The following is a 23,936-nucleotide window of genomic DNA, read 5'->3' as shown; positions in this document are numbered from 1 at the left end:
CTCTCCCCGAGGGAGAGGGGAGCAAACAGTAGGTCAATCTAGTTTCACCCTCTCCCCCGGCCCCTCTCCCTGAGGGAGAGGGGAGCAAACCGTGAGCATGCGATGCCCCGCGCGGTGGCCTCAATGAGGGAGAGGGAGTAAGCCTTTGGTGACTAGCGCCGGCGGTTGCTCCACCACTCCTGTAGTACCCAGCATGCAAGGCCCGCGACGGCGCCCGCCGCGTGGGCGGCGCGGACGATGCCGAAGTTCCATGATGGATCGAACACGATGGCCGCGAGCCATGACTGTTCGGTCCATACCTTGACCAGCACGGCGACGCACATCACCACGCCGATCACGCGGGACAGGCCCGGGGCCTGAAGCAGGCGCAGGCCGCCCCATAGCGCCAGCCCGTGCAGCGCGCCCGACAGTCCGCCGTACCAGCCGATCGACGCGATGCGCAGCATGGCGATTTGCGCGACCACGCCGCAGATCACCAGCACCGCCAACATGTCGCGCGGGCGTGCTTCGCGTCCGGTCAGCAGCAGCAGGCCGGTGGCGGCGGCCACGTCCACCAGCCAGTGCTTCCAGCTCAGATGGACCCACATCGCCGTGACGATGCGCCACCACTGGCCATCGACGCGCACCGCATCGCGCATGTAGAGCCCGTGCGCGTGCAGCCATGGCACGAATGTGAACAGCGCCGACAGCAGCGCCACGCCGGCGACCGTGGCCATCATGGCGCCGGTGCCAGCGCCCCGCCGCCCGGACGTCGTGTTTTCAGGCGTCACCGAACACCGCGTGCCACAGCGCCCTCACCTTTTCCGTCTCGCCAGCGACGCTCGCGGGTTGCACACGAGCCTGCGCATGGCCGTCGAGCCGGATCTGGTGCTGGCGGGCGCGGAACAGGCGATACGCGTTGCCGACCTCGGCCGCCAATGCGGCATCGATCAGGCCGAGTTCGCCCGCGATACGCAGCAGCGCAATATTGCCCGCGTTGCGCGTGAGCGCCGCATGCGTGCCGCTGTGCAGCAGCACGAGATACTGCACCGTGAACTCGATATCGACCATGCCACCACGGTCGTGCTTGAGGTCGAACAGACCAGTCGGATTCGGATGCCCCTCCGAGACCTTGCCGCGCATCTCCACGATATCGGCACGCAGCGTGGCCGCATCGCGCGGCTGGCTCAACACGTCCTTGCGCAGCGACTCGAAGCGCGCGCCGATCTCTTCATCGCCAGCGCAGAAGCGCGCGCGCGTCAGCGCCTGGTGCTCCCACACCCACGCGGTGTTGTCGCCCTCGCGGAATTGATAGCGACGGAACGCATCGAAACTCGTGACCAGCAGCCCCGCCTCGCCATTGGGACGCAGACGCGTGTCCACATCGAACAGCATGCCGGCCGCGGTATGGCTCGTGAGCCAGGTGATAAGCCGGCGCGCATAGGCTGCATACACCTCGGGCGCGCGATCGTGCGGATCGTCGTACAGGAACACGATATCGAGGTCCGACGAATAGCCGAGCTCCTTGCCACCGAGGCGGCCATAGGCGATCACCGCGAAGCGTGGCGTCTCGATGTGACGCGTGGCCAGCTGCCGCCACACCGCCTGCAACGTGACCTCGAGCATCGCATCGGCCAGATCCGAGAGCCGGTCCGCGATCTGCTCCACCGTCAGCGTGCCGCGTAAATCCTGCAGCAGCACGCGGAAGGTCTCCGCATGGTGCTCGCGCCGCAGGATGTCCATCTGCGTTTCCACCTGCCCATCGGACGCGGCCAGACGCTCGCCCAGCCGGCTCCGGAATGCGGGCCAGTCCGGCGCGCCGGCCAGCGCATCGCTGTCGAGCAGTTCGTCGAGCAGTTGCGGATGCCGCGTCAGATAGGCGGCCGCCCAGCGCGAGGCGTGCAACGTGTGGGCCACGCGATCCATCGCCTGCGGATATTCGGATAGCAGCGACAGATACGACGCGCGCCGGCTGATCGCATCGAGGAAGTCGAGGAAGCGCGCGATCGTGCTATCGGCATCGTCCTGCTTCGCGGCCAGATCGAGCGCGCGGTTCACGAGTTGATCGAAACGCGCGCGGCTGGTTTCCGACAACGCGCGGTAGCGTACCGAGGTGGCAATCGCGCGCAGGCGGTCGTAGAGACCCGTGCAATCGAGAAACCCCACCGCCTGCAGGCGCTGGCATGGCGAAGAGCCGGGATCCGTCTCGTCGCTCTGGTCCGGACCATCCTGCGTGGCGCGCGTGGCCACTTCCTCGCGTACGAGCTCGGGCCACAACTCCTCGGCCGGCTGCGTATCGCCCTCGGCGTACGGATCGGCGAAGGTCGCCTCGAACTGCTGCGCCACGGGCTCCTGCAACGCATACATGCGCTCGACCAGCGCCTGCCAGTCCGCGCATCCCATCGACAGCGCCACAGCCTGCTGTTCTTCAGGCGTGGTCGGCAGGTGATGGGTCTGCGCATCGTCGCGATACTGCAGCCGATGCTCGAGCTGCCGCAGGAAGCGATACGCATCGGCCAGTTGCTCGGCCTGCCCTGCCGGCAGCAAATTGCGCCCGACGGCCACCGACAGCACTTCGAGCGTCGGCCGCACGCGCAGCGCGGGATCCTGCCCGCCGCGGATCAGCTGAAACACCTGTGCCATAAACTCGATTTCGCGAATGCCGCCGCGACCGAGCTTGATATTGAACGAGCGCTGGTTCATGCCGTGCCCGGCCAGCCCACCACTGCGCTTGGCCGCCTCCGCGCGGATCTGCGCATGCAGCGAGCGAATGGCCGCGATCACGCCGTAGTCGAGGTAGCGCCGGAAGATGAACGGCGTGGTCAGCCGCTCCAGCAATGCCGCCGTACGCTGCGCGTGCGGCGAGTCCTGCGCCGATACGATCCGGCCCTTGATCCACGCATAGCGCTCCCACTCGCGCCCCTGCACGATCAGATATTCCTCGAGCATGCCGAGGCTGCACACCAGGGGCCCCGCATCGCCGTTCGGACGCAGCCGCATGTCCACGCGGAACACGTAACCGTCAGCCGTGACCTCGGACAGCAGGTTGATCAGGCGCCGGCCCAGCCGGATGAAGTATTCATGGTTGGAAAGGCTGCGCGTGCCCCCCTGCGTCTCGCCGTCCTCGTCATACAGGAAGATCAGGTCGATGTCCGAAGAGACATTGAGTTCGCGGCCGCCGAGCTTGCCCATGCCGACCACCACCAGTTCCTGCACCTCGGCGCCCTGTCTGCAGGTCGGCCGGCCGAAGGTCGCGGCCAGATCGTTGCCGAGCACATGCAGGCCGTGCTGGATCGCCAGTTCGGCCAGATCCGTCATCGCGCCGGTGACCTCGCCCAGCGCGGCGGCACCGCGCAGATCGCGCTCGATCACCACGCACATGACTTCCGCGCGCAGCCGGCGCAGCGCGCGGCCGGCCGCGGCGTCGACGTCCGCCCCGTCAGCCCCGGGCTCATGCAGCGCGGCGAGCCGCGCTTCCATCCAGGCGCGCGTGAGCGGCACGCCAGCGGCCTGCGTCACCACCTCCGTCACCTCGGGGCGCGCCTGCATGACGCGGCGCGCGTAATGCGAATAGGCCGCCGAGTACAATACGTGTCCCTTGCTATCGAGGGCGGCCAGATCCTGCGCCGGCATGGTCGCGAAGGCACCGTCGGTCATGGTGCCGAGTGCGCCGGAAGTGGCGGCGGCGTCATTCCCGGCCACCGGATCCGCAGTCCCGGAGGCCGCGGTCGGATCGACGACGGTCGGGTCCGCGGATGCGGTGGCGTTCGGCGCTGCATTCGGTGCGGCACCGGGCGCGGCGCTCGGCGTGCCACTCGCGGAGCTCGGTGTGGCAACCGGTGAGGAACCTGTCGGATCGGAGGCAGTCATTCAGTAATCTTTTAGTTCGGGACCCCTTTGGAGAGCGGCTAGTATTGTCGGATAATCTGCCCATGTCCAGCCGCCCTTCCGCCTCCGCCGACGGTTCCGCGACCCCTGCGCGCGCGGGCAGCGAATCCACCACCTTACTGGCGTCCACCCAGCCGTCCCCGACAGTATTCGACGCCACCGCCAACGCACACCCCGGCTCTTCTCACGCTTCCGGTTTGAACACCCCTCACACGTCTTCCAATACGCGCGGCTGGCGCACGTTCGCTGGCGCGCTGCCCCGGCAGTTGTGGCATGCCTTCCGCACCGCGGTGAACCATCCGTGCTGGCGCTGGCTCGCGCGCATGGTCGTGCGTGTGGCGCTGATACTCGCGGTGCTGGCGCTGGCCATCGGCCTGCTGGTGCGCTTCGTGCTGTGGCCGCAGGCCCACGAAGCCCGCAAATGGCTCGAGCAACGCGCCTCCACCGAGCTGCATGCGCAATTCACCATCGGCGAGCTCGACACGTTCTGGGACGGCTGGCATCCGGCCTTCCGGGCGCGCAATGTGCGCGCCGTGGACACCCAGCAGCGCGTGCTGTTGCAGACCGGCACACTCGACGGCACGCTGGCCTGGCAGTCGCTGGCGGGCCTGAGCCTGCAGTTCGCCAGCCTCAAGGCGAGTGGTACCGATGTGCTGATCCGCCGTACCAAGGACGGCATGCTGCTGGTGGCCGGAGTGCCGGTGGAAACCCAGGCGAGCACCGCCGGCGACGACCGCTTTCTTAACTGGCTGATGAGCCAGGGCAGCATCGAGCTGACCAGCGGCAACCTGCGCTGGCTGGACGAACGCGCGGGCCTGCCGCAGCTCGATGTGGCCGATATCCACTTCAGCGCGCTGCGCAACGGCGGGCATCACACGCTGCGGCTGGAGGCGCGCAGTGGCGCGCTGGCACCGCAGCCGCTCGTGATCCAGGCCAGCTTCCGCCACGACTACCTGCACGACGCCGGCAATTGGATGCACTGGAACGGCCAGGCCGACTGGGACTTCACGCAGGTGCAATTGCCCGTGGTGCAGCGCTACCTGCCGATCTTCGACAAGGTGGATAGCGGCACCTTCAGCACCAGCGGCACCGTGGATTTCCGCGGCGGCAATATCCAGCGCAGCCAGACCCGGTTACGCGCCAGCGCGGTGGATCTGCAGCTGACCGGCGCGCCCGCGCCGCTCAAGCTCGCCAACGCGCAGGCCTATCTGATCCACAGCGCCGACCGCGCCGGCAACAACCGGCTGACGATCGACACGCTGCTGTGGCAGGCCGAGCCGATCGCCGGCCCGCCCAGCCCGAGCGACCCGGGTCTGCGTGAAGGCATGCGCAAGGTCACCATCGACTGGACGCGCGATCGCCAGAACGTGCTGCGCAAGTTCGCGCTCAAGGCGCCGACCTTCGACCTCAACACGCTGCGCGCGCTGGCCACCTCGATGCCGATCGACACCGAGATGCTGCGTCAGCTGCGCGCGCTGCAGCCGGCGGGCCATATCGACAACCTCGACGTGGCGTGGGTGCGCGAGCGCGTGGGCCTGCTCGACAACCGCCCCGGCGTACCCCACTACACAGTGCAGGGCACGTTGCGCGGCGTATCCATGAACGGCCAGCCCGCGGTGCCGGCGATGTCGGCCGACGGCCATCCGCGCGTGGGCACGCCGGGTTTCTCGCGGCTGTCCGGCAGCTTCAGCTTCGACGATCGTCAGGGCACCGCGCGCGTGGACAGCGCGGGCGCCACGCTGATCTTCCCGGGCCTGTTCGAGGAGCCGCGCGTGCCGTTCGACGAGCTCGCGGGCGAGGTGCGCTGGACGCACGAGCAGGACAAGCTCGTGATTCGCACCGAAGGCCTGCGCTTTGCCAACGCCGACCTGGCGGGCACCGTGCGCGGCAGCTGGCGCGCGGGCGGTGACGGCGCCAGCGGCATTGCCGACCTGTCCGGCGAGCTGGCACGTGTGCAGGCCGCGCGCGTGGTGCGCTACCTGCCGGCATCGATGCCGCATACGCGGCAGTATCTGAGCGGGGCGCTGGTCGGCGGCGACGGCGCGGACGTCAAGTTCCTGTTACGCGGCGACCTGTTCCACTTTCCGTTTCAGGGTCAGTTCGAGAAGGCCGGCGACTTCCGCGTGGACGTGCCGCTGCACCGTGTGAGCTATCAGGTGGCGCCGCACGAGTCGGGACCGACTGGTGGCAAGGCATGGCCCGACTTCAGCGAGATCGACGGCCACCTGCTGTTCCAGCGCAACACGATGTCGTTCACGGTCAAGCGCGCGGCCGTGCAAGGCATTGCGGGCGTGACGCTGCACGACGTCAGCGGCCAGATCGACGACCTCAGCGAAACGGGCCGCCTGCACGTGGAAGGCATGGGCCAGGGCCCGCTTGCCGCCTTCCTGCGTTATGTCGCGGCCAGCCCGGTGCGCGGCTGGATCGGCGGCGTGACCGACGAGGCGCGCGGCCAGGGCAATGGCGAGCTGAAGCTCAAGCTCGATATGCCGCTGGATCATGCGGTGGACTCGAAGGTCGAGGGCCAGTTCCGGTTTCCGGGCAACGACGTCGTGCTGATGCCCGAGCTGCCGCCACTCGGTGGCGCTACCGGCAGCATCGCGTTCAACGAGCACGGCTTCCGGCTCGACAATATGCGTGGGCGCTTTATCGGCGGTGAGGCGAGGCTCGGCGGTGGCACGCAACCCGACAACAGCACGCGCGTGACCGTCACCGGCAACACCTCGGCGGCTGGCATCCGCGAGGTACTCGCATCCTCCTCGCTCGCCGCGCTCGGCGCGCGCCTGGAAGGCGGCACGTCGTACAACGCGGTGGTCAGCGTGCGCGACAAGCGTCTGCAGGTGCAGGTGGGTACGGAGCTCAACGGCATGGCGGTCGATCTGCCGGCACCGCTCGGCAAGACCGCTTCGCAGGAGATACCGCTGCGCTTCGACCTGCGCCCCCTGCCGGTTACCTCGCGTGGCAATACCGCCACCCCCGACGAGATGGTGATCCAGTACGGCAACGCGCTCAATATGCGCTACGTGCTCCATCGCGGTGAAACGACGGAAGTGCTCGCGGGCGGCATCGGCGTGCAGCAGCCCGCGCCGCAACCGGTCAGCGGCGTGACGGCGGCGATCAGCGCCGACCATCTGGATGTCGACACGTGGCGCAAGCTGTTTGACGCCAGCGCGGGCAAGGACGGCGGCAAAGGCAGCGACATCCCGGCCCCGGGCGGCCACGTCGATCGCAGCTCGCCATTCCTGCCCGAGCGCGTGACGGTCCGCGCGCGCGCGGTGGATGCGTTCGGCCGCAACCTCGACGACGTCACGTTCGATGCCGACCGCGCGCGTGGTGGCTGGAACATGAAGATCGCGTCGACGCAGATCAACGGTACCGCGCAGTGGCGCCGCGACGCGAACTCGCCGACAGGCGCGCTGAATGTCCGCCTGGCGCGGCTCGATATTCCTGACGCGAGCGACAACGGCCATATGACCGACACGATGGCGAGCAATATCGACGAGCTCCCGGCCATCGACCTCGTCACCGACCAGTTCGTGCTGCATGGCCGTGACTATGGCAAGGTGGAACTGCGCGCGCATACGGCGATCGAGGGCGCGGACTCGGTGTGGACGCTCGACAAGCTGACCATCGAGCAACCCGGTGGCACGTTCACGGGCAACGGCTCGTGGCGCCTGCCGCGCCGGCTGCGCGACGCCGCTGCCGTCACGAATCCAGATGCCAGCGCACGCCGCACGCTGCTCAATTTCAAGCTCGAGATCCGCGATGCCGGCGCGATGCTCGATCGCATGGGCATGCCGCACACGCTGCGCGACGGCAACGGTTCGCTCGAAGGCCGCGTGTACTGGAAGGGTTCGCCGCTGTCGATCGACTATCCGACGCTGTCGGGCAAGCTCGCGCTGCACCTCGAGAACGGCCAGATCCTCAGCGTCGATCCGGGCGCGGCGCGGCTGCTCGGCGTGCTGAGCCTGCAGAGCCTGCTGCGCTTTGCCACGCTCGACTTCCGCAGCGTGACGAGCCGCGGCACCGTGTTCGACGACGTCACCGGTAACGGCACGATCGAAAACGGCGTCGGCACGATCGAGTCGTTCCGCATGAAGAGCAATCAGATCAACGCGGCGATGACGGGCTCCGCCAACCTGCTGCGCGAGACGCAGGACCTCGACGTGGAAGTGGTGCCGCGCATCAACGCGGCCACCACGTCGGTGGCCGCCGCCTTTATCAACCCGGTGCTCGGCATCGGCACGCTGGCCGCGCAGTTGCTGTTCGCCGACGAGTTCTCCAAGGTCTTTACGCAGCATTACCGCGTGACCGGCTCCTGGGCCGATCCGCAGGTGACCAAGGTGGACGACCCCAAGACGCGCGCACCGGTGCAGGACCGTTCGGGCGCCTATCCGCGCTAACCGCTCAATCTATTCGGAGGATGCCCATGACGCTCGACGAGACCCCACGCGCCGTACCGTTTCAGGTGGCTGCCGTGCAGACTGTCACGGGCACATCGGTCGATGCCAACCTCGCACGCGCCGACGCCTTGATCGCCGAGGCAGCGCGCGGCGGTGCCGAGCTGGTGCTGCTGCCCGAGTATTTCTGCATCATGGGCCGCACCGAGACCGACAAGGTGGCGATCCGCGAGGCGGATGGCGACGGCCCGATCCAGCGCTTTCTGGCCGACGCCGCGCGCCGGCATCGCGTCTGGCTGGTCGGCGGCACCCTGCCCCTCCAATGTGGTGACGATGGCCGCGTCTACAACACGTCGCTGACGTTCGACCCACGTGGCCAGCGCGTCGCGCGCTACGACAAGATCCATCTGTTCGGCTTTACGCGCGGCACCGAGAGCTATGACGAGTCGCGCACGATCCTCGCCGGCACCGCGCCGGTGTCGTTCGACGCACCGTGCGGCCGCGTGGCGATGTCGGTCTGCTACGACCTGCGCTTTCCGGAGCTGTATCGCGGCCTGGCGGCAGGTGGCGGCACGAGCTTGATTCTGATGCCTGCCGCCTTCACATACACCACGGGACAGGCGCACTGGGAGATCCTGCTGCGCGCCCGCGCGATCGAAAACCAGTGCTATGTGCTGGCGGCCGCGCAGGGCGGCAAGCACGAGAACGGCCGGCGCACCTGGGGCCATTCGATGCTGGTCGATCCATGGGGCGAAGTGCTCGCCGTGCTGCCCGAGGGCGAAGGCGTGGTGAGCGGCACCATCGATCCGGCGCGTCTGGCCGAGGTCCGGCAGAACCTGCCGGCATTGCGTCACCGCGTGCTGTAGGATGTCAGTCATTGGCCGCCGCCTTGATTCGACGAATTGCCCCGCCGCGCGGCCTACACCACAAGAAGCAGCTGTCAAAACATAAGGACGAACATGAACGCCGGCGATCTCGGAATTCGTAACCTCGCTACCGCGCAACAGATCCTGCTGGCGCCGTACAACCTCGACGAGGCGACGCTGCAGCGCGTGCTGGCCGACATCTTCACGCACAAGGTCGATTACGCGGACCTGTACTTCCAGTACACGCGCAACGAGGCGTGGAGCCTCGAGGAAGGCATCGTGAAGTCGGGCAGCTTCAGCATCGACCAGGGCGTGGGCGTCCGCGCGGTGTCGGGCGACAAGACCGCCTTCGCGTATTCGGACGACATCAGCCTGGCGGCCCTGTCGCAGGCGGCCGCCGCCACGCGCACGATCGGCAAGAGCGGCAGCGGCCGCGTGAAGGTGGCCAAATCGCTGGCTTCGCAAGGCGGACGCGACCTCTATACGCCAAACGACCCGCTCGACTCGATGAGCGCAACCGAGAAGGTGGCATTGCTCGAACGCATCGAGAAGATGGCGCGCGCGAAGGATCCGCGCGTGGTGCAGGTCATGGCCGGCCTTGCGGGCGAATACGACGTGGTGCTGGTGGCGCGCAGCGATGGTGTGATCGCCGCCGACGTGCGCCCGCTGGTGCGCGTGTCCGTGACCGTGATCGCCGAGCACAACGGCCGCCGCGAAATCGGCTCGTCGGGCGGCGGCGGACGCTACGCGTACGGCTATTTCACCGACGAACTGCTGCGCAAGTATGTGGACGAGGCCGTCAGTTCGGCGCTGGTCAACCTCGAAGCGCGCCCTGCCCCGGCTGGCGCGATGACCGTGGTGCTCGGACCGGGCTGGCCTGGCGTGCTGCTGCACGAAGCAGTGGGCCACGGCCTCGAAGGCGATTTCAACCGCAAGGGCTCGTCCGCGTTCGCGGGTCGTCTGGGCGAGCGCGTGGCGGCCAAGGGCGTGACCGTGGTCGACGACGGCACGCTGGCCAACCGTCGCGGCTCGCTGAACCTCGATGACGAGGGCAACCCGACCCAGTGCACGACGCTGATCGAGGACGGCATTCTGCGCGGCTATATCCAGGACACGCTGAACGCGCGCCTGATGAAGATGCCGGTGACCGGCAACGCGCGCCGCGAGAGCTATGCCGCGCTGCCGATGCCGCGCATGACCAACACGTACATGCTCAACGGCGACCGCGATCCCGGCGAGATCATCGCCAGCGTCAAGCGCGGCCTGTACGCGGTCAACTTCGGCGGCGGTCAGGTCGATATCACCAACGGCAAGTTCGTGTTCTCGGCCAGCGAGGCGTACATGATCGAGGACGGCAAGATCACATACCCGGTGAAGGGCGCGACGCTGGTTGGCAACGGCCCCGAGTCGCTCAAGGACGTGACGATGATCGGCAACGACATGCGCCTGGATTCGGGTGTTGGCGTGTGCGGCAAGGAAGGCCAGAGCGTGCCCGTGGGCGTGGGCCAGCCGACGTTGCGCATCGAAAACATGACGGTGGGCGGCACGGCCTGACGCCCGCGGCGGGCGCGCCACGGCTATCGTTGCGATAGTCATGGCTCGCTTGCCAACATTTTCGAAAAGAGATATAAAGATGCTTCGTCGCGCAAGCGCCACGTTTTGCGATTGGTAGTTCCGCACCTGGCGCGCAATTTCATGCCACATCAAAGATTGCCGCGACATAAAAGCATTGCGTTTTCCTGAAACTGAAACAAGCTGACCTCAGCCGAACTGAATTCCGCCATGTCCGCCAAGTTTTATTTTTACTTTTTTAGCGATCTCGCACCGCTGGCGGATGGAGAGGGACTGCTGTAAGTACCCGAAATTCTAAAAAAGCCGCCAGCGAACCTGGCGGCTTTTTTTATTGCTGCAATTTTTTAGCTACATCATCACCCCACAATCAAGACCGATCCGGAGCCATCATGCTGAAGAACACCGACGACCTGCGTATTCGCGAACTCAAGGAACTCGTGCCGCCCGCGCACCTGATCCGCGAATTTGCGCTGTCGGAATCGGCTTCCGACGTGATTTATGACGCCCGCCAGTCGATGCACCGCATCCTGCACGGCATGGACGACCGTCTGATCGTCATCATCGGACCCTGCTCGATCCACGACACGCGCGCGGCACTCGAATACGCGCACCTGCTCAAGGCGCAGCGCGACCTCTACAAGAACGAGCTCGAGATCGTGATGCGCGTCTACTTCGAGAAGCCGCGCACGACGGTGGGCTGGAAGGGCCTGATCAACGATCCGCACATGGATGGCAGCTTCAAGATCAACGATGGTCTGCGCACCGCGCGCGAAGTGCTGCTGAACATCGCCGAGATTGGCCTGCCCACCGGCACCGAGTACCTGGACATGATCAGCCCGCAATACATCGCGGACCTCGTCAGCTGGGGCGCGATTGGCGCGCGTACCACGGAGTCGCAGGTGCACCGCGAGCTCGCGTCTGGCCTGTCGTGCCCGGTGGGCTTCAAGAACGGTACGGATGGCAACGTCAAGATCGCGGTGGACGCGATCAAGGCCGCGTCGCAGCCGCACCATTTCCTGTCGGTGACCAAGGGCGGCCATTCGGCGATCGTGTCGACGTCGGGCAATGAGGACTGCCACATCATCCTGCGCGGCGGCAAGACGCCGAACTACGATGCGGCCAGCGTGCAGGAAGCCTGCGATGCGATCTCCAAGGCGGGCCTCGCGGCGCGCCTGATGATCGATGCCTCGCATGCCAACAGCAGCAAGAAGCACGAGAACCAGATTCCGGTGTGCGGCGATATCGCGCAACAGGTGGCCGGTGGCGACCAGCGCATCATCGGCGTGATGGTGGAATCGCACCTCGTGGGCGGCCGTCAGGACCACGTCCAGGGCACGCCAGTGGAGAACCTGTGCTACGGCCAGTCCGTGACCGACGCCTGCATCAGCTGGGACGATTCGACGGGCGTGCTGGAAACGCTCGCGAACGCCGTCAAGGCTCGTCGTCTGGCAACGGGCAGCGGTAACTGATGAGGTGGTGCCCCTCTCCCGGCGGGAGAGGGGCAATCAAGGTCGTTACTTCTTGAGGACCAGGTCGCCCGGCAGCGATTCGATGTACGCGGCGATGTCCCGCACTTCCTTGTGCGTGAACGGACGCGGCTTGCCGTCCTTGCCGGTGACTGCCGGATTCGCATTCATCTGCCCGGCCATGATCGCGTTGGTACGGCCCACGAGCAGGTTGCCGCTCGTCTGGTAGCCCGTCATCGCGTGGAACAGATAGTCGGCATGCTGGCCGGCGAGCTTCGGATAGTCGGGTGCGATGGGTTTGTTGAGCCCCGCGCCGTGGCAGGCCACGCAGCCCCCCTTCTCCACGAGCGCGCGTCCGGCGGCGATATCGGCCGCACTGGCAGTGGCGGGCAGCCATGCCGTGGCCATGAAGGTCGCGGCCGCGGCCACGATCGAAAACGTCTTGGTCGTCGTCATGATCTCGCGCCTCTTACTTCAGGGAGTTGGGTTTGGTCTCGGCGTTCTGCTGCGAATAGTACGCAGCCAGATTCGCGATGTCCTGTTCGGTCAGCGAGGCGGCAATTGCACGCATGGTCGGATGCTTGCGCTCGCCCTTCTGGTAACCCTTCAGCGCGTTCTCAATGTACTTGGCGCTCTGGCCGCCAAGCATGGGGACCTCGTAAGTTTCCGGGAACGATGCACGGTAACCGGGAATGCCATGGCAACCGATGCACATTGCAACCTTGTCTTTGGCAGCGTCCACATTGCCCTTGACTTCCTGGGCCTGCGCAGCCGTTGCGGCCGCGCCCAACACCACCATCGTGAGGAGCTTTTTCATTGTCTTTGATGATAGGGGGAAGTATTAAACCGAGCAGACGCGCTGACGACGCTGGTTTTCCCGCGGTTTTCCCGCTTGCGGTTACCCACTTGGGTTTCCCGCTTGCGGTTTCCCACTTGTTCTCTCGCTGATTTTTTGCTGTCTCCGGGCGAGGTGTTGCAACGGCTCTGCGGCGCGCGTCAAACCGGCGCATTGTACCGCAGCAGGCTCTTGGCAGTCCAGCCGGCGTGGCGCGCATCGGACACGGGCCGGAAAGGCTCTTATACTCGTCAATTCCGGCCGTTAACTTCGCCATCTCCGCCATCCAGGTTGCCGCCCTCATGTCCGATAACGCCAGCACCACCGACGCCACCCCGAATGTCACTCGCTTCGAGGGCAGCGCTCAATACGTTGCCACCGACGACCTCAAGCTCGCCGTCAATGCCGCCCGCACGCTGCAGCGGCCGCTGCTGATCAAGGGCGAACCGGGCACCGGCAAGACCATGCTCGCCGAGGAAGTCGCGGCCGCGCTGGGCATGCCGCTGTTGCAATGGCACATCAAGTCGACCACGAAGGCGCAACAGGGCCTGTACGAATACGACGCGGTGTCGCGGCTGCGCGACTCGCAGCTCGGCGACGACCGCGTGCATGACATCCGCAACTACATCGTCAAGGGCGTGTTGTGGCAGGCGTTCGAGGCCGACGAGCAGGTGGTGCTGCTGATCGACGAGATCGACAAGGCCGACATCGAGTTTCCGAACGACTTGCTGCGCGAGCTCGACCGCATGGAGTTCTACGTGTACGAGACGCGCGAGACCGTGCGCGCGCGCCATCGCCCGCTCGTGATCATCACGTCGAACAACGAGAAGGAGCTGCCGGATGCGTTCCTGCGCCGCTGCTTCTTCCACTACATCAAGTTTCCCGATGCGGACACGATGCAGCGCATCGTCGACGTGCACTATCCCGGCATCAAGCGCGAGCTGGTGGCCGCCGCGCTCGACGCGTTCTACGAGATGCGCAATCTGCCGGGGCTCAAGAAGAAGCCTTCGACGTCCGAGCTGATCGATTGGCTCAAGCTGCTGATGGCCGAGGACATTCCGGCCGAGGCGCTGCGCAGCCCCGACCGCAAGGCCGCGATCCCGCCGCTGCATGGCGCGCTGCTCAAGAACGAACAGGACGTGCACCTGTTCGAGCGCCTGGTGTTCATGAACCGCTCCAATCGCTGATCCCATGACCACCGCGATGACCAACCCGACCGGTAACCGCTTCGTTCAACCGACCACGCTGGTCGGCCGCCACGTCACGCTCGAGCCGCTGACCACCGCGCACGCGCCGGGCCTCGCGGAAGCCGTCGCCGATGGCGAACTGTGGAAGCTCTGGTACACGGCCGTGCCGGCGCCCGACACGATGGAGAGCGAGATCAAGCGCCGCCTCGCGCTGCAGGAGCAGGACCTGTGGCAACCGTTTGCGGTCCGCTGCAACAACTCCGGCGATGTGGTGGGCATGACCAACTTCATGAACATCGACGCCAACAACCGCCGCGTGGAAATCGGCTCGACGTGGTATGCGCGCCGCGTGCAGCGCGGCCCGCTCAACACCGAGTGCAAGCTGATGCTGCTGGGCTACGCGTTCGACAAGCGCCACTGCATCGCGGTGGAGTTCCGCACGCACTGGATGAACCACCAGAGCCGGGCCGCGATCGCGCGCCTCGGTGCCAAGCAGGATGGCGTGCTGCGCAGCCACCAGCGGCTGCCCGACGGTTCGCTGCGGGACACCGTGGTGTTCTCGATCATCGCGAGCGAATGGCCGATGGTGCGTTCGCATCTGCAGTTCCAGCTGGCGCGGCCACGCTAAGGACGTCCACAACCAGCGCAGCCGCCCCCGGGAGCCCACGATGCTGATCGACTTCTTCTTCTCGCTGCGCCACGCCAAGCTGCCGGTCTCGGTCAAGGAGTACCTGACCATGCTGGAAGCGCTGCGCGCGCAGGTCATCTCGCCATCGATCGACGAGTTCTACTACCTGTCGCGCATGACGCTGGTCAAGGACGAGAAGCACTTCGACAAGTTCGACCAGACCTTCGCGGCCTACTTCAAGGGCGTGGAGAACCTCGTCGACTGGAAGAGCGACATTCCTCTGGACTGGCTGCAGAAGACGCTCGAGCGCGAACTGTCGCCCGAGGAGCGCGCGAAGATCGAGGCGATGGGTGGGCTCGACAAGCTGATGGAGCGGCTGAAGCAGCTGCTCGACGAGCAGAAGGAGAAGCACGAGGGCGGCAGCAAGTGGATCGGCACCGGTGGCACGTCACCGTTCGGCCACGGCGGCTACAACCCCGAGGGCATTCGCATCGGCGGGCCGTCCAAGGGCAACCGCACCGCGCTCAAGGTGTGGGAGGCGCGCGCGTACAAGGACTATGACGACTCGGTCGAACTCGGCACGCGCAACATCAAGGTGGCGTTACGCCGGTTGCGGCGTTTCGCGCGCGACGGGGCTGACACCGAGCTCGACCTCGACGACACGATTCATTCCACCGCGGCCAATGCCGGGTTGCTCGACATCAAGCTGCGGCCCGAGCGGCACAACAAGGTCAAGGTGCTGATGCTGATGGACGTGGGCGGCTCGATGGACGACCACATCAAGCGCGTGGAGGAACTGTTCTCCGCGACCAAGACCGAGTTCAAGCACCTCGAATACTTCTACTTCCACAACTGCGTGTACGACCATGTGTGGAAGAACAACCGGCGCAGGCATGCGGAGAAGGTTTCCACCTACGACCTGATCCACAAGTACTCGTCCGACTACAAGGTGATCTTTGTCGGCGATGCGACCATGAGCCCATACGAGATCCTGCAGCCGGGCGGGTCGGTCGAGTACAACAATCCGGAGGCGGGCGCGGTCTGGCTCAACCGGTTGATCGAGCAGTTTCCGCATTTCATCTGGCTCAATCCCGAGCCGGAGGGGCTGTGGCAGTACCGGCAGTCGATCACGGTGATCAGCCAGATCATGAAGTCGCGCATGTATCCGGTGACGATTGCCGGGTTGGAGCAGGCGATGCGTGTGTTGACGAAGTAATCAGCTTTCCATCAGCCAGGTGCGGAAGATTTGCAGCGCGGGCATGTGGACCTTCTGCTCCGGATAGCAAAGGTAGTATCCCTTCTTCGCCAGCACCTGCGCGGGGTGCGCAATCACCAGCGCCCCCGTGGCCAGTTCCTCCTCGATCAGGCAGCGCGGAATCAGCGCGATGCCGAGGCCCGATACCGCGGCCTGCGTCAGCAGCGAGAACTGGTCGAAGCGCGCCCCACTCCAGGCCTGCCGCGTCGAGACACCAAGTTCCGAGAGCCAATCCGGCCATGCCTCGGGCACGGTCGTATGGTGTAGCAGCGGATATTGCAGCAGCGCCGCGGGCGCGTGCGTGTCCGCATCGGCCAGCATGCCCGGGCGACACACCGGCACCACTTCACGCCCCGTGATGTAGTCGGCGAGACTGCCGGGCCACACGCCATCGCCGAAGCGAATCGCCGCATCGAGGTCCGGCTCCGAGAAATCGTAGCCCTGCGCATGCGGCACGAATTCGAGGGTCACCTCCGGAAAGCGCGCGAAGAACTGCGGCAAGCGAGGGATCAACCATTTGGCGCCGAGCGTCGGCATGCTCGCGATATGCAGGATGCCGCCACGGCCTTTGCGCGCGATCAGTTCCACGCTCGCGGCCTCGATCTCGTTGAGGCTCGGACGAATGCGCTCGAGGTAGCGCTCCCCGGCGCTGGTCAGCAGCAGCCGCTGGCGCACGCGCTCGAACAGCTCGACCCCGAGGAATGCCTCCAGGCTCCGGACCTGCTTGCTCACCGCCCCCTGCGTCACGTGGAGTTCCCGCGCGGCCAAAGTGAAGCTGTTGTGCCGGGCGGAGGCCTCGAACGCCTGCAACTCCGTCATCGACGGACATAAGCGTCGCATGCTACACCCCTATTCAATACCAATTGGAATGACCCCGGGATTTTAAATCGTTTGCATGCCGCGTGCGCGCGAAGCAGAATTGCACGCAAACACAGACATTGCGAAATTCGCATATCCCGCACAGCCCGACTCCCGACGTTCGCGCCCAGGCACGTCGACCCTCAATCCTTAACGGAACCGCTTCCATGCAACGCCGTCCCCTGCTTCGCGTCCTCGCTGTCGCCGCTGCTGCCTCCGCCGTTGGCGGCCTGGCCCTGCCCGCTTTTGCCCAAGCCAACTATCCGACCAAGCCGATCACGCTGGTCGTGCCGTTCCCGGCCGGTGGCACCACCGATATCGTCGCGCGCGTCGTGGCCGACAAGCTCGGCCAGGAGCTGGGCCAGCCCGTGATCGTCGATAACCGCGGCGGCGCCGGCGGCAGTATCGGTACCGCGTATCTATCCAAGGCCGCGCCCGATGGTTACACGCTGGGCATCGCCACCGCTTCCACGCACGGCATCAACCCCGCCGTGTATCCGAAGCTGTCGTACGACGCCACCAAGGACTTCACGACCATCACCAACCTGGCTTCGGTGCCGAATGTGATGAGCGTGAACCCGGCCGTCAAGGCCAACGACATGAAGGCCTTTATCGCGCTGGCCAAGTCCGAGCCGAACAAGATCGCCTACGGCTCCGCCGGTAACGGCAGCGTGTCGCACATGATGGGCGAGCTGTTCAAGATGAGCAGCAAGACCGAACTGCTGCACGTGCCGTACAAGGGCGTGGGTCCGGCGCTCAACGACGCGCTCGCGGGTCAGGTGCAGGTGCTGTTCGACAACCTGCCGTCGTCGCTGCAGTTCATCAAGAGCGGCAAGCTGCGCGCGCTCGCGGTGGCCGCACCGAAGCGTGTGCCGGCACTGCCGAACGTGCCGACGTTCGCCGAGCTGGGCCTGCCCGAAGTCAACGACTCGGCATGGTTTGGCCTGATCGCGCCGGCCAAGCTGCCCGCGGATATCCAGGCCCGACTGAATGCCGCGGCCGTCAAGGTGCTGGCGATGCCGGACGTGAAGCAGAAGTTCGAGGAACTGGGCGCGACGCCGGTGGGCGATACGCCCGCGCACTTCGCCGCCCAGATCACGAGCGAAGTGGCCAAGAACAAGCGCGTGGCCGCTGCCGCCAAGATTTCGCTGGATTGATGCCTCATGACGGATACCGACCGATCGGGCAGTCTGCCTAACCAGCCGTACGTGCTGCACCTGCCGGAAGGCGAGAGTGGCGCGCTGTTCCTGGACTCGCCGCATAGCTGCACGCAATACCCGGCCGACTTCGGCTACGACGCCGCCCTGCCCCTGCCGCTGCTGCGACAGGCCGAGGACACGTTCGTGGACGAGCTCTACGCGGGCGCGCCGGCGCGTGGCATTCCGCTGCTGTGCGCGGGCTTTCCGCGCAGCTACCTCGATGCCAATCGCGGCCTCGAGGAGATCGACGAGAAGCTGCTGGACGCGCCGTGGCCCGACGCCAAACAGGAGACCTCGAAGACGCGGCTCGGCAAGGGACTGGTCTGGCGTGTGCTCGACACCGGCGAGGCGCTATATGCGCGCAAGCTGTCGGTAGCCGAAGTGCAGGCGCGCATCCGCGAGTACTACGTGCCGTACTACGCGCAGCTGCAGCAGTTGTCCGATCGGGCGGTGGCCCGTCATGGCCACGTGTTCCATATCAACTGCCACTCGATGCCGAGCCAGGCCGCGCAATACGCCACCGAGCATCCCGGCATCGCGCATCCGGACTTCGTGGTCGGCGACCGCGATGGCACCACGTGCGACAAGCGATTCACCGATCGCGTGGAAGGCTTGCTCAAGGACATGGGCTACGACGTGTGGCGCAACCACCCGTACAAGGGCGTGGAGATCGTGCGCGTGGTGGGACGGCCGCAGGAGAACCGTCACAGCCTGCAGCTCGAGGTCAACCGCAAGCTCTATATGGACGAGGCCGGGCTCGCGCACAACGCGGGTTTTGTCACGCTGCGGCGCAATCTCGAGGCGTTGATGGACGAGTTGTCGCGCTTCGCGCAGGCCGCGTAACGCCTGCTTCCGCACGGTCAGCCACGGCTGGCCCCGTACGGCAAAACCCGGGCAAACCCCGGGCAAACCCCGTCAGGCACGATGAGCACCGTCTCATCCGCGCCTCACGGGGTTTTTTCTCTCTTGCGCCGCAATTGACCCGTCTGTTAATAGCGCACGATGTCATCGGCCTTTCCACGTAAGCGCGTGCGCACGCCTTTGCGGAAGATGCACGCCGATGCGCGACGATCGCACCCGCTATGGGTATCCGGGAACGAAGGGTAACAACATTTACGAACTTTCCGGCGGCGGCATCCTCTATCATGGCAATCCTTTGCCAATCCCTTTGCTGACGCCAGCAAGAAGATTCCGTGATCCGAATTCTGACCCACCTGCTAGGCACCCGGCTCCGCATGCTGACTGCCGCAGTGGCCGGGGCAATCGTGCTGGCCGGATGTGCCACCACGCCGGGGGACGAGCCCGATGGCTCCCCGACGCCCGGCCCGACGACGGGGTTGTCCACGTCGGGCGCCGCGCCCACCCGTGCCGCGGTGCCCCCTGCCCCGCCCGCCTCGTCATCGACTCCCGCCGCCGCGCCCACCACGTCTGCCCGCTCTGGCTCCGCCACGCGGCCGCCCACCAAGACCGTGACACTGCCCGACAAGGGCCGCGTCAGCCTGGCCGAGTATCGCTCGCAGATGCGCGAGCAATTGATGAAGACCGACAACGCCGCGCCCGATGTGGCCGACTGCGCCGCGCATGCGAGCTGGGTCGTGCCGCGCTCGCCAACGTTCGACGCGCTGAAGATTCCGACTGGTGCGCTGGCGGCGAATGCCGCCTCCGTGGAGGCATGGAATGGGCGCTTCTCGCCGGGCAAGCAGGCGGTACCGGTGACCTCGGTGGTCACGTTCACCGCGAGCGCGCACAAGCGCCAGGGCGAAGCGCAATGGCAGCCGGTGAAGGTGCGCTGTGGCTATAGCGACGGCATGATGCTGGCGTACGAGCTGCTGGACAGCGACGGCGACACCATCAGCGAACCGGCCGCCGCGCCGGCCGTGGCGACCGGCTCCAGCCGTACCAAGGCGAAGAAGGGCAAGGCCACCGCCAAGTCCTCGACGGCCAAGGCGACGGCATCCTCCTCATCGAAATCGTCGACAAAGACAACGTCGAAGACGACAACGAAGAAGAAGCAATGAGGGATGGACCACCCTCGGGTGGTCATCCACGTCGTTAGCTCAGACGTCCTTTGCCCGGACGTCCTTAACCCAGATACTCCCGGATCGCCTGCAGCATCGAGGTGCCGAGCAGCGCGCTGCGCGCGCCGTTCCAGCCGACCGTCGGGTCGGGCAGATCGGCGTTGTCCTTGAACGGCATCTCGAGTGTCAGCGCGAGGCAGCCGAACGTGTGGCCGATGTACTTCGAGGCGAGCTTGAGCGCGTCCGCGTTGTACTTGCTCGCGGCGTAACCGTACTTGTCCTGGAAATCGGGCGTGGCACGCTTGAACGCTTCGATAAAGCGATTCTGCTGCGCGCGCTGGACCTCGGTGAAGCCCGGCAGCATCTCGCTGCCCGCGACGAAGTTGTAGGGCAACGCCTCGTCACCGTGGATATCGAAGAACAGGTCGACCCCGGTCGCCTCGATCGCGCGACGCACGTGAAAGACTTCGGGGCTCGTCTCGGCCGACGGCGACATCCATTCGCGATTGAGATTGGCGCCCGCCGCATTGGTGCGCAGGTTGCCGCGCGCCGAGCCGTCGGGATTCATGTTCGGCACGATATGGAACACCGCGCGATCCAGCAGACTGCGCGCGATCGGATCGCCCGCCCACATGCCGGTGCCGGTCAGGCGCTGCAGCACGCCCTCGCAGAACCACTCGGCCATGCTCTCGCCCGGATGCTGGCGCGCAATCATCCAGATCGTCTTCTTGCCCGGCCCCGGTTGCCCCACCGTCACGCACGTGAGATCGCGGCCATCGACCGTGCTGCCCAGATGGGACAGCCGCGCGAGTGGCGAGCGCTGGCACGTGGCCAGCAGCGACAGATGCCGCTCTTCCGCGTACGGCTCGAAATAGGCAAACCAGACGCTGTCATGTTCGGGCGTGAACTGCGCGGTCATGGTGGCGCCATCGTATTCCGTGGGCACGCGGAACCAGTGCGCGCGGTCGTACGACGCCGCCACGCGATAGTCGCGCCAGCCATCGGGATAGGTGCACTCGCCCGCGTTCAGAAAGCGCAGCGTGCAGGCCTGCCCGGCCGCGCCCTGCAGGCGGAAGTGGAACCACTGCCGAAAGTCCGCGTGGGAGTCGGCGCGGATACGCAGGCGGATATCGTCCGCTTGCGCGAGCGATTCCACCTCGATCGCGCCCGAATCGAACGATGTGGAGATATGTAGCGAGGATTGTGGGGATGGCGTCATGAATGGGGTCTCCTTCAGTCTTCCAGCCGGCGGCGAAACACCCAGCGGTCGTCGCTGGAGGCGGCTTTGTCGAACGCATAGCCGTCTTCCGCGAAACGCCGCAGCTTGGCGGGCTCGGTGACGCGATGCGTCACCGCGTAGCGCGCCATGGTGCCGCGCGCGCGCTTGGCATGGAACGAGATGATCTTGTAGCGGCCCCCCTTCCAGTCCTCGAACACGGGCGTGATCACGCGCGCGTTGAGCACCTTCGGGCGCACCACCTTGAAGTATTCCTCGGAAGCGAGGTTGATCAGCATGGCCGGCCCTTCGTGCTTGAGCTCGGACATGTCCTTGTTGAGCAGCTTGGTCACATCGTCGCCCCAGAACGCATAGAGGTCCTTGCCGGCCGGGGTGTCGAGGCGCGTGCCCATTTCGAGCCGGTAGGGCTGCATCCAGTCCATCGGACGCAGCACGCCGTACAGGCCGGACAGGATGCGCACATGTTTCTGCGCGAACACGAGATCGTCGGTGGCCAGCGATTTGGCGTCGAAGCCGTCATACACGTCGCCATTGAACGCCAGCAGCGCCTGCTTGCTGTTGGCGGCCGTGAACTCTGGCGACCAGTCCGCATAGCGCGTGACATTGAGCACCGCGAGCTTGTCCGAGATGTCCATCAGCGCGGACACATCCTGCGGCGCCAGACGGCGCAGGCGCTCGATCAGCGCGGCCGAACGGTCGATAAAACGCGGCATCGTATGGGTCTTGACGGGCGCGGGCGTCTCGTAGTCAAGGGACTTGGCGGGAGACAGGACGATGAGCATGGCAAAATCGCGGGCAGAAACAAAGACCCGATTGTAGCGAATGCCCACCGAACCCACCGCCAAAGCCCTTCCAACCCCTCCGCGCGTCGTCCTCGATTCCAATATCTGGGTCGATCTGCTCGTGTTCCGCGATCCATACGCGGAGCCGATTCGCGCCGCGCTGGAAGCCGGGACCATCGCACCCGTGATCCGCGCCGACTGCCGCGAAGAGTTGCGCCGCGTGCTGGAGTACCCGCAGTTCGTGCGATTCGCCGTGGACAACGCGGCCGCCCTCGCCGAGGTCGATCGCTACGCCACGCTCGAGCCGGTACCCGATGACGCCGAGATTGCCGCGGCACGGCTGGCACGGTGCCGCGATACCGACGATCAGAAATTCGTCGAACTCGCGCATTTCGCGCGGGCGGCGGCGCTGGTCTCGAAGGACAAGGCCGTGCTCAAGCTCAGGAGCCGCCTGCGCCGCTCGAGCGGCGTGGAGATCCTGACGCCCGCCGCGTTTGGCGCGTGGCTCGCCGCGTGGCAGGCCGCCCAGCAGGTCAACGCCAGCGAAGCCCGCTAGAATGGCGGGCACATCGCTACCCCTCCCACACGGTTATATGGACTCGACTCTCGCCCCGCTTACGCCTCCGCTGTCACGCCTGCCGAATGTGGGCACCACGATCTTCACCGTGATGTCGGCGCTGGCCGCCGAGAAGAACGCGGTCAACCTGGGCCAGGGCTTTCCCGATTTCGATTGCGATCCGCGTATCGTCGATGCGGTGACCGGCGCCATGCGCGCGGGCCATAACCAGTATCCGCCGATGGCCGGCGTGCCGAAGCTGCGCGAAGCCATTGCGAACAAGATCGCCACGCTGTACGGCCGCACGTACGACGCCAACAGCGAGATCACGATCACCGCGGGGGCCACGCAGGCGCTGATCACCGCGATCCTCTGCGCGGTGCATCCGGGCGACGAGGTGATCGTGCTGGAGCCGTGCTACGACAGCTATATCCCGTCGATCGAGCTGGCCGGCGGCACCGTGGTGCCCGTGGAACTGGAAGCGCCCGCGTTCCGCATTCCGTTCGACAAGCTGGCTGCCGCGATCACGCCGCGCACACGCATGATCCTCATCAACACGCCGCACAATCCCACCGGGACGATCTGGCGTACCGAGGACATGAACCAGCTGGCCGATCTGCTGGCCGGCACCGACATCCTCGTGCTGTCGGACGAGGTGTACGAGCACATGGTCTACGACGGCCAGCGTCACGAATCGGTCGCGCGCCATCCGGAACTCGCGCGCCGCAGCTTCGTGGTGTCGAGCTTCGGCAAGACCTATCACGTGACGGGCTGGAAGGTCGGATTCGTGGCCGCGCCGGCGGCGCTCAGCGCGGAATTCCGCAAGGTGCACCAGTTCAACGTGTTCACCGTGAACACGCCGGTGCAGCACGGGTTGGCCGACTATATGGCCGATCCCAAGCCGTATCTGGAGCTGGCCGCGTTCTATCAGGCCAAGCGCGATTTCTTCCGCACCGGGCTGGCCACCACGCGCTTCAAGCTGCTGCCGTCGGATGGCACGTACTTCCAGTGCGTGGACTATTCGGCGATTTCGGATATGAGCGAAGCCGACTTCTCGATGTGGCTCACGCGCGAGATCGGCGTGGCGGCGATTCCGGTGTCGGCGTTCTACTCGCAGACGCGCGAGTCGGGCGTGGTGCGGTTCTGCTTCGCGAAGAAGGAAGAGACGCTCGCGCTGGCGCTGGAGCGTCTCGCCCGCATCTGACGGATT

19 protein-coding genes are annotated in these 23,936 nt (G+C 65.9%); 12 read left to right on the top strand and 7 right to left on the bottom strand.

Annotated elements, in window-relative coordinates:
- Positions 1-152 precede the first annotated feature (152 nt).
- Entirely contained in the window at positions 153-719 is a 567-nt protein-coding gene (gene rrtA / locus LDO41_RS18335) for a rhombosortase (protein WP_223990774.1), read from the bottom strand.
- Between the two features lie 40 nt (positions 720-759).
- Positions 760-3,636, bottom strand: a complete 2,877-nt coding sequence (glnE, locus tag LDO41_RS18330; RefSeq protein WP_377741722.1) for a bifunctional [glutamate--ammonia ligase]-adenylyl-L-tyrosine phosphorylase/[glutamate--ammonia-ligase] adenylyltransferase — start codon at positions 3,634-3,636, stop codon at positions 760-762.
- 275 nt (positions 3,637-3,911) lie between these two features.
- Between glnE and LDO41_RS18325 the strand changes: the two genes are divergently transcribed.
- From LDO41_RS18325 to aroG, 4 genes are all read left to right on the top strand, one after another.
- Entirely contained in the window at positions 3,912-8,270 is a 4,359-nt protein-coding gene (locus tag LDO41_RS18325; RefSeq protein ID WP_223990772.1) for a YhdP family protein, read from the top strand.
- Positions 8,271-8,296: 26 nt separating this feature from the next.
- Positions 8,297-9,133, top strand: coding sequence for a carbon-nitrogen hydrolase family protein (locus LDO41_RS18320; RefSeq protein WP_223990770.1), 837 nt, complete (start codon positions 8,297-8,299; stop codon positions 9,131-9,133).
- 93 nt (positions 9,134-9,226) lie between these two features.
- Positions 9,227-10,687, top strand: a complete 1,461-nt coding sequence (gene tldD, locus LDO41_RS18315) for a metalloprotease TldD (RefSeq protein ID WP_223990768.1) — start codon at positions 9,227-9,229, stop codon at positions 10,685-10,687.
- Between the two features lie 407 nt (positions 10,688-11,094).
- Positions 11,095-12,174 (top strand): 3-deoxy-7-phosphoheptulonate synthase AroG, encoded by a 1,080-nt coding sequence (aroG, locus tag LDO41_RS18310; protein ID WP_223990766.1) that lies wholly within the window; start codon positions 11,095-11,097, stop codon positions 12,172-12,174.
- A 45-nt stretch (positions 12,175-12,219) separates the two neighbouring features.
- Here the strand turns inward: aroG and LDO41_RS18305 are convergent, their stop codons facing one another.
- Together LDO41_RS18305 and LDO41_RS18300 are read right to left on the bottom strand one after the other, a co-directional pair.
- Complete coding sequence (locus LDO41_RS18305; protein ID WP_223991395.1) at positions 12,220-12,579, bottom strand: c-type cytochrome; 360 nt, start codon at positions 12,577-12,579, stop codon at positions 12,220-12,222.
- A 61-nt stretch (positions 12,580-12,640) separates the two neighbouring features.
- Complete coding sequence (locus LDO41_RS18300; RefSeq protein WP_223990763.1) at positions 12,641-12,988, bottom strand: c-type cytochrome; 348 nt, start codon at positions 12,986-12,988, stop codon at positions 12,641-12,643.
- Positions 12,989-13,308: 320 nt separating this feature from the next.
- Here LDO41_RS18300 and LDO41_RS18295 point away from each other — a divergent pair, with 320 nt between their 5' ends.
- The 3 genes from LDO41_RS18295 to LDO41_RS18285 are packed head-to-tail and all read left to right on the top strand — an operon-like array spanning position 13,309 to position 16,037.
- A complete protein-coding gene (locus LDO41_RS18295; protein WP_223990761.1) occupies positions 13,309-14,193 on the top strand; it encodes an AAA family ATPase in 885 nt (294 codons plus the stop codon).
- Positions 14,194-14,197: 4 nt separating this feature from the next.
- Complete coding sequence (locus tag LDO41_RS18290; RefSeq protein ID WP_377741659.1) at positions 14,198-14,821, top strand: GNAT family N-acetyltransferase; 624 nt, start codon at positions 14,198-14,200, stop codon at positions 14,819-14,821.
- A gap of 40 nt (positions 14,822-14,861) precedes the next feature.
- On the top strand, positions 14,862-16,037 hold the full coding sequence (locus LDO41_RS18285; RefSeq protein WP_223990759.1) for a vWA domain-containing protein: 1,176 nt from the start codon (positions 14,862-14,864) through the stop codon (positions 16,035-16,037).
- On the opposite strand, the gene LDO41_RS18280 is transcribed toward LDO41_RS18285, so the two are convergent.
- Positions 16,038-16,916: a LysR family transcriptional regulator gene (locus tag LDO41_RS18280; protein WP_223990757.1), complete on the bottom strand. Its 879-nt coding sequence runs from the start codon at positions 16,914-16,916 to the stop codon at positions 16,038-16,040.
- Between the two features lie 185 nt (positions 16,917-17,101).
- Here LDO41_RS18280 and LDO41_RS18275 point away from each other — a divergent pair, with 185 nt between their 5' ends.
- The 3 genes from LDO41_RS18275 (at position 17,102) to LDO41_RS18265 (ending at position 20,151) form a co-directional block, all read left to right on the top strand.
- The gene (locus LDO41_RS18275; RefSeq protein ID WP_223990755.1) at positions 17,102-18,091 is read left to right on the top strand and encodes a Bug family tripartite tricarboxylate transporter substrate binding protein; all 990 of its coding nucleotides are present in this window, start codon (positions 17,102-17,104) and stop codon (positions 18,089-18,091) included.
- A gap of 6 nt (positions 18,092-18,097) precedes the next feature.
- Complete coding sequence (locus tag LDO41_RS18270; RefSeq protein WP_223990753.1) at positions 18,098-18,976, top strand: N-formylglutamate amidohydrolase; 879 nt, start codon at positions 18,098-18,100, stop codon at positions 18,974-18,976.
- Positions 18,977-19,326: 350 nt separating this feature from the next.
- Positions 19,327-20,151 (top strand): BspC domain-containing protein, encoded by an 825-nt coding sequence (locus LDO41_RS18265; RefSeq protein WP_377741661.1) that lies wholly within the window; start codon positions 19,327-19,329, stop codon positions 20,149-20,151.
- Between the two features lie 64 nt (positions 20,152-20,215).
- Here the strand turns inward: LDO41_RS18265 and LDO41_RS18260 are convergent, their stop codons facing one another.
- Both LDO41_RS18260 and yaaA read right to left on the bottom strand, forming a co-directional pair.
- Entirely contained in the window at positions 20,216-21,370 is a 1,155-nt protein-coding gene (locus LDO41_RS18260; RefSeq protein WP_223990751.1) for a M14 family metallopeptidase, read from the bottom strand.
- Between the two features lie 14 nt (positions 21,371-21,384).
- On the bottom strand, positions 21,385-22,170 hold the full coding sequence (yaaA, locus tag LDO41_RS18255; protein WP_223990749.1) for a peroxide stress protein YaaA: 786 nt from the start codon (positions 22,168-22,170) through the stop codon (positions 21,385-21,387).
- A 40-nt stretch (positions 22,171-22,210) separates the two neighbouring features.
- Between yaaA and LDO41_RS18250 the strand changes: the two genes are divergently transcribed.
- Positions 22,211-22,726 carry a putative toxin-antitoxin system toxin component, PIN family gene (locus LDO41_RS18250; protein ID WP_223990748.1) on the top strand — a complete coding sequence of 172 codons (516 nt, stop codon included), beginning with the start codon at positions 22,211-22,213 and terminating at the stop codon, positions 22,724-22,726.
- 37 nt (positions 22,727-22,763) lie between these two features.
- Entirely contained in the window at positions 22,764-23,930 is a 1,167-nt protein-coding gene (locus tag LDO41_RS18245; RefSeq protein WP_223990747.1) for a pyridoxal phosphate-dependent aminotransferase, read from the top strand.
- Positions 23,931-23,936 lie beyond the last annotated feature (6 nt).

Origin of the sequence: Cupriavidus pampae, assembly GCF_914271485.1 — a bacterium.
Lineage (GTDB): Bacteria > Pseudomonadota > Gammaproteobacteria > Burkholderiales > Burkholderiaceae > Cupriavidus > Cupriavidus pampae.
The sequence above is the reverse complement of the archived record's forward strand: the minus strand, read 5'-3'. Positions and strand labels throughout refer to the sequence as shown.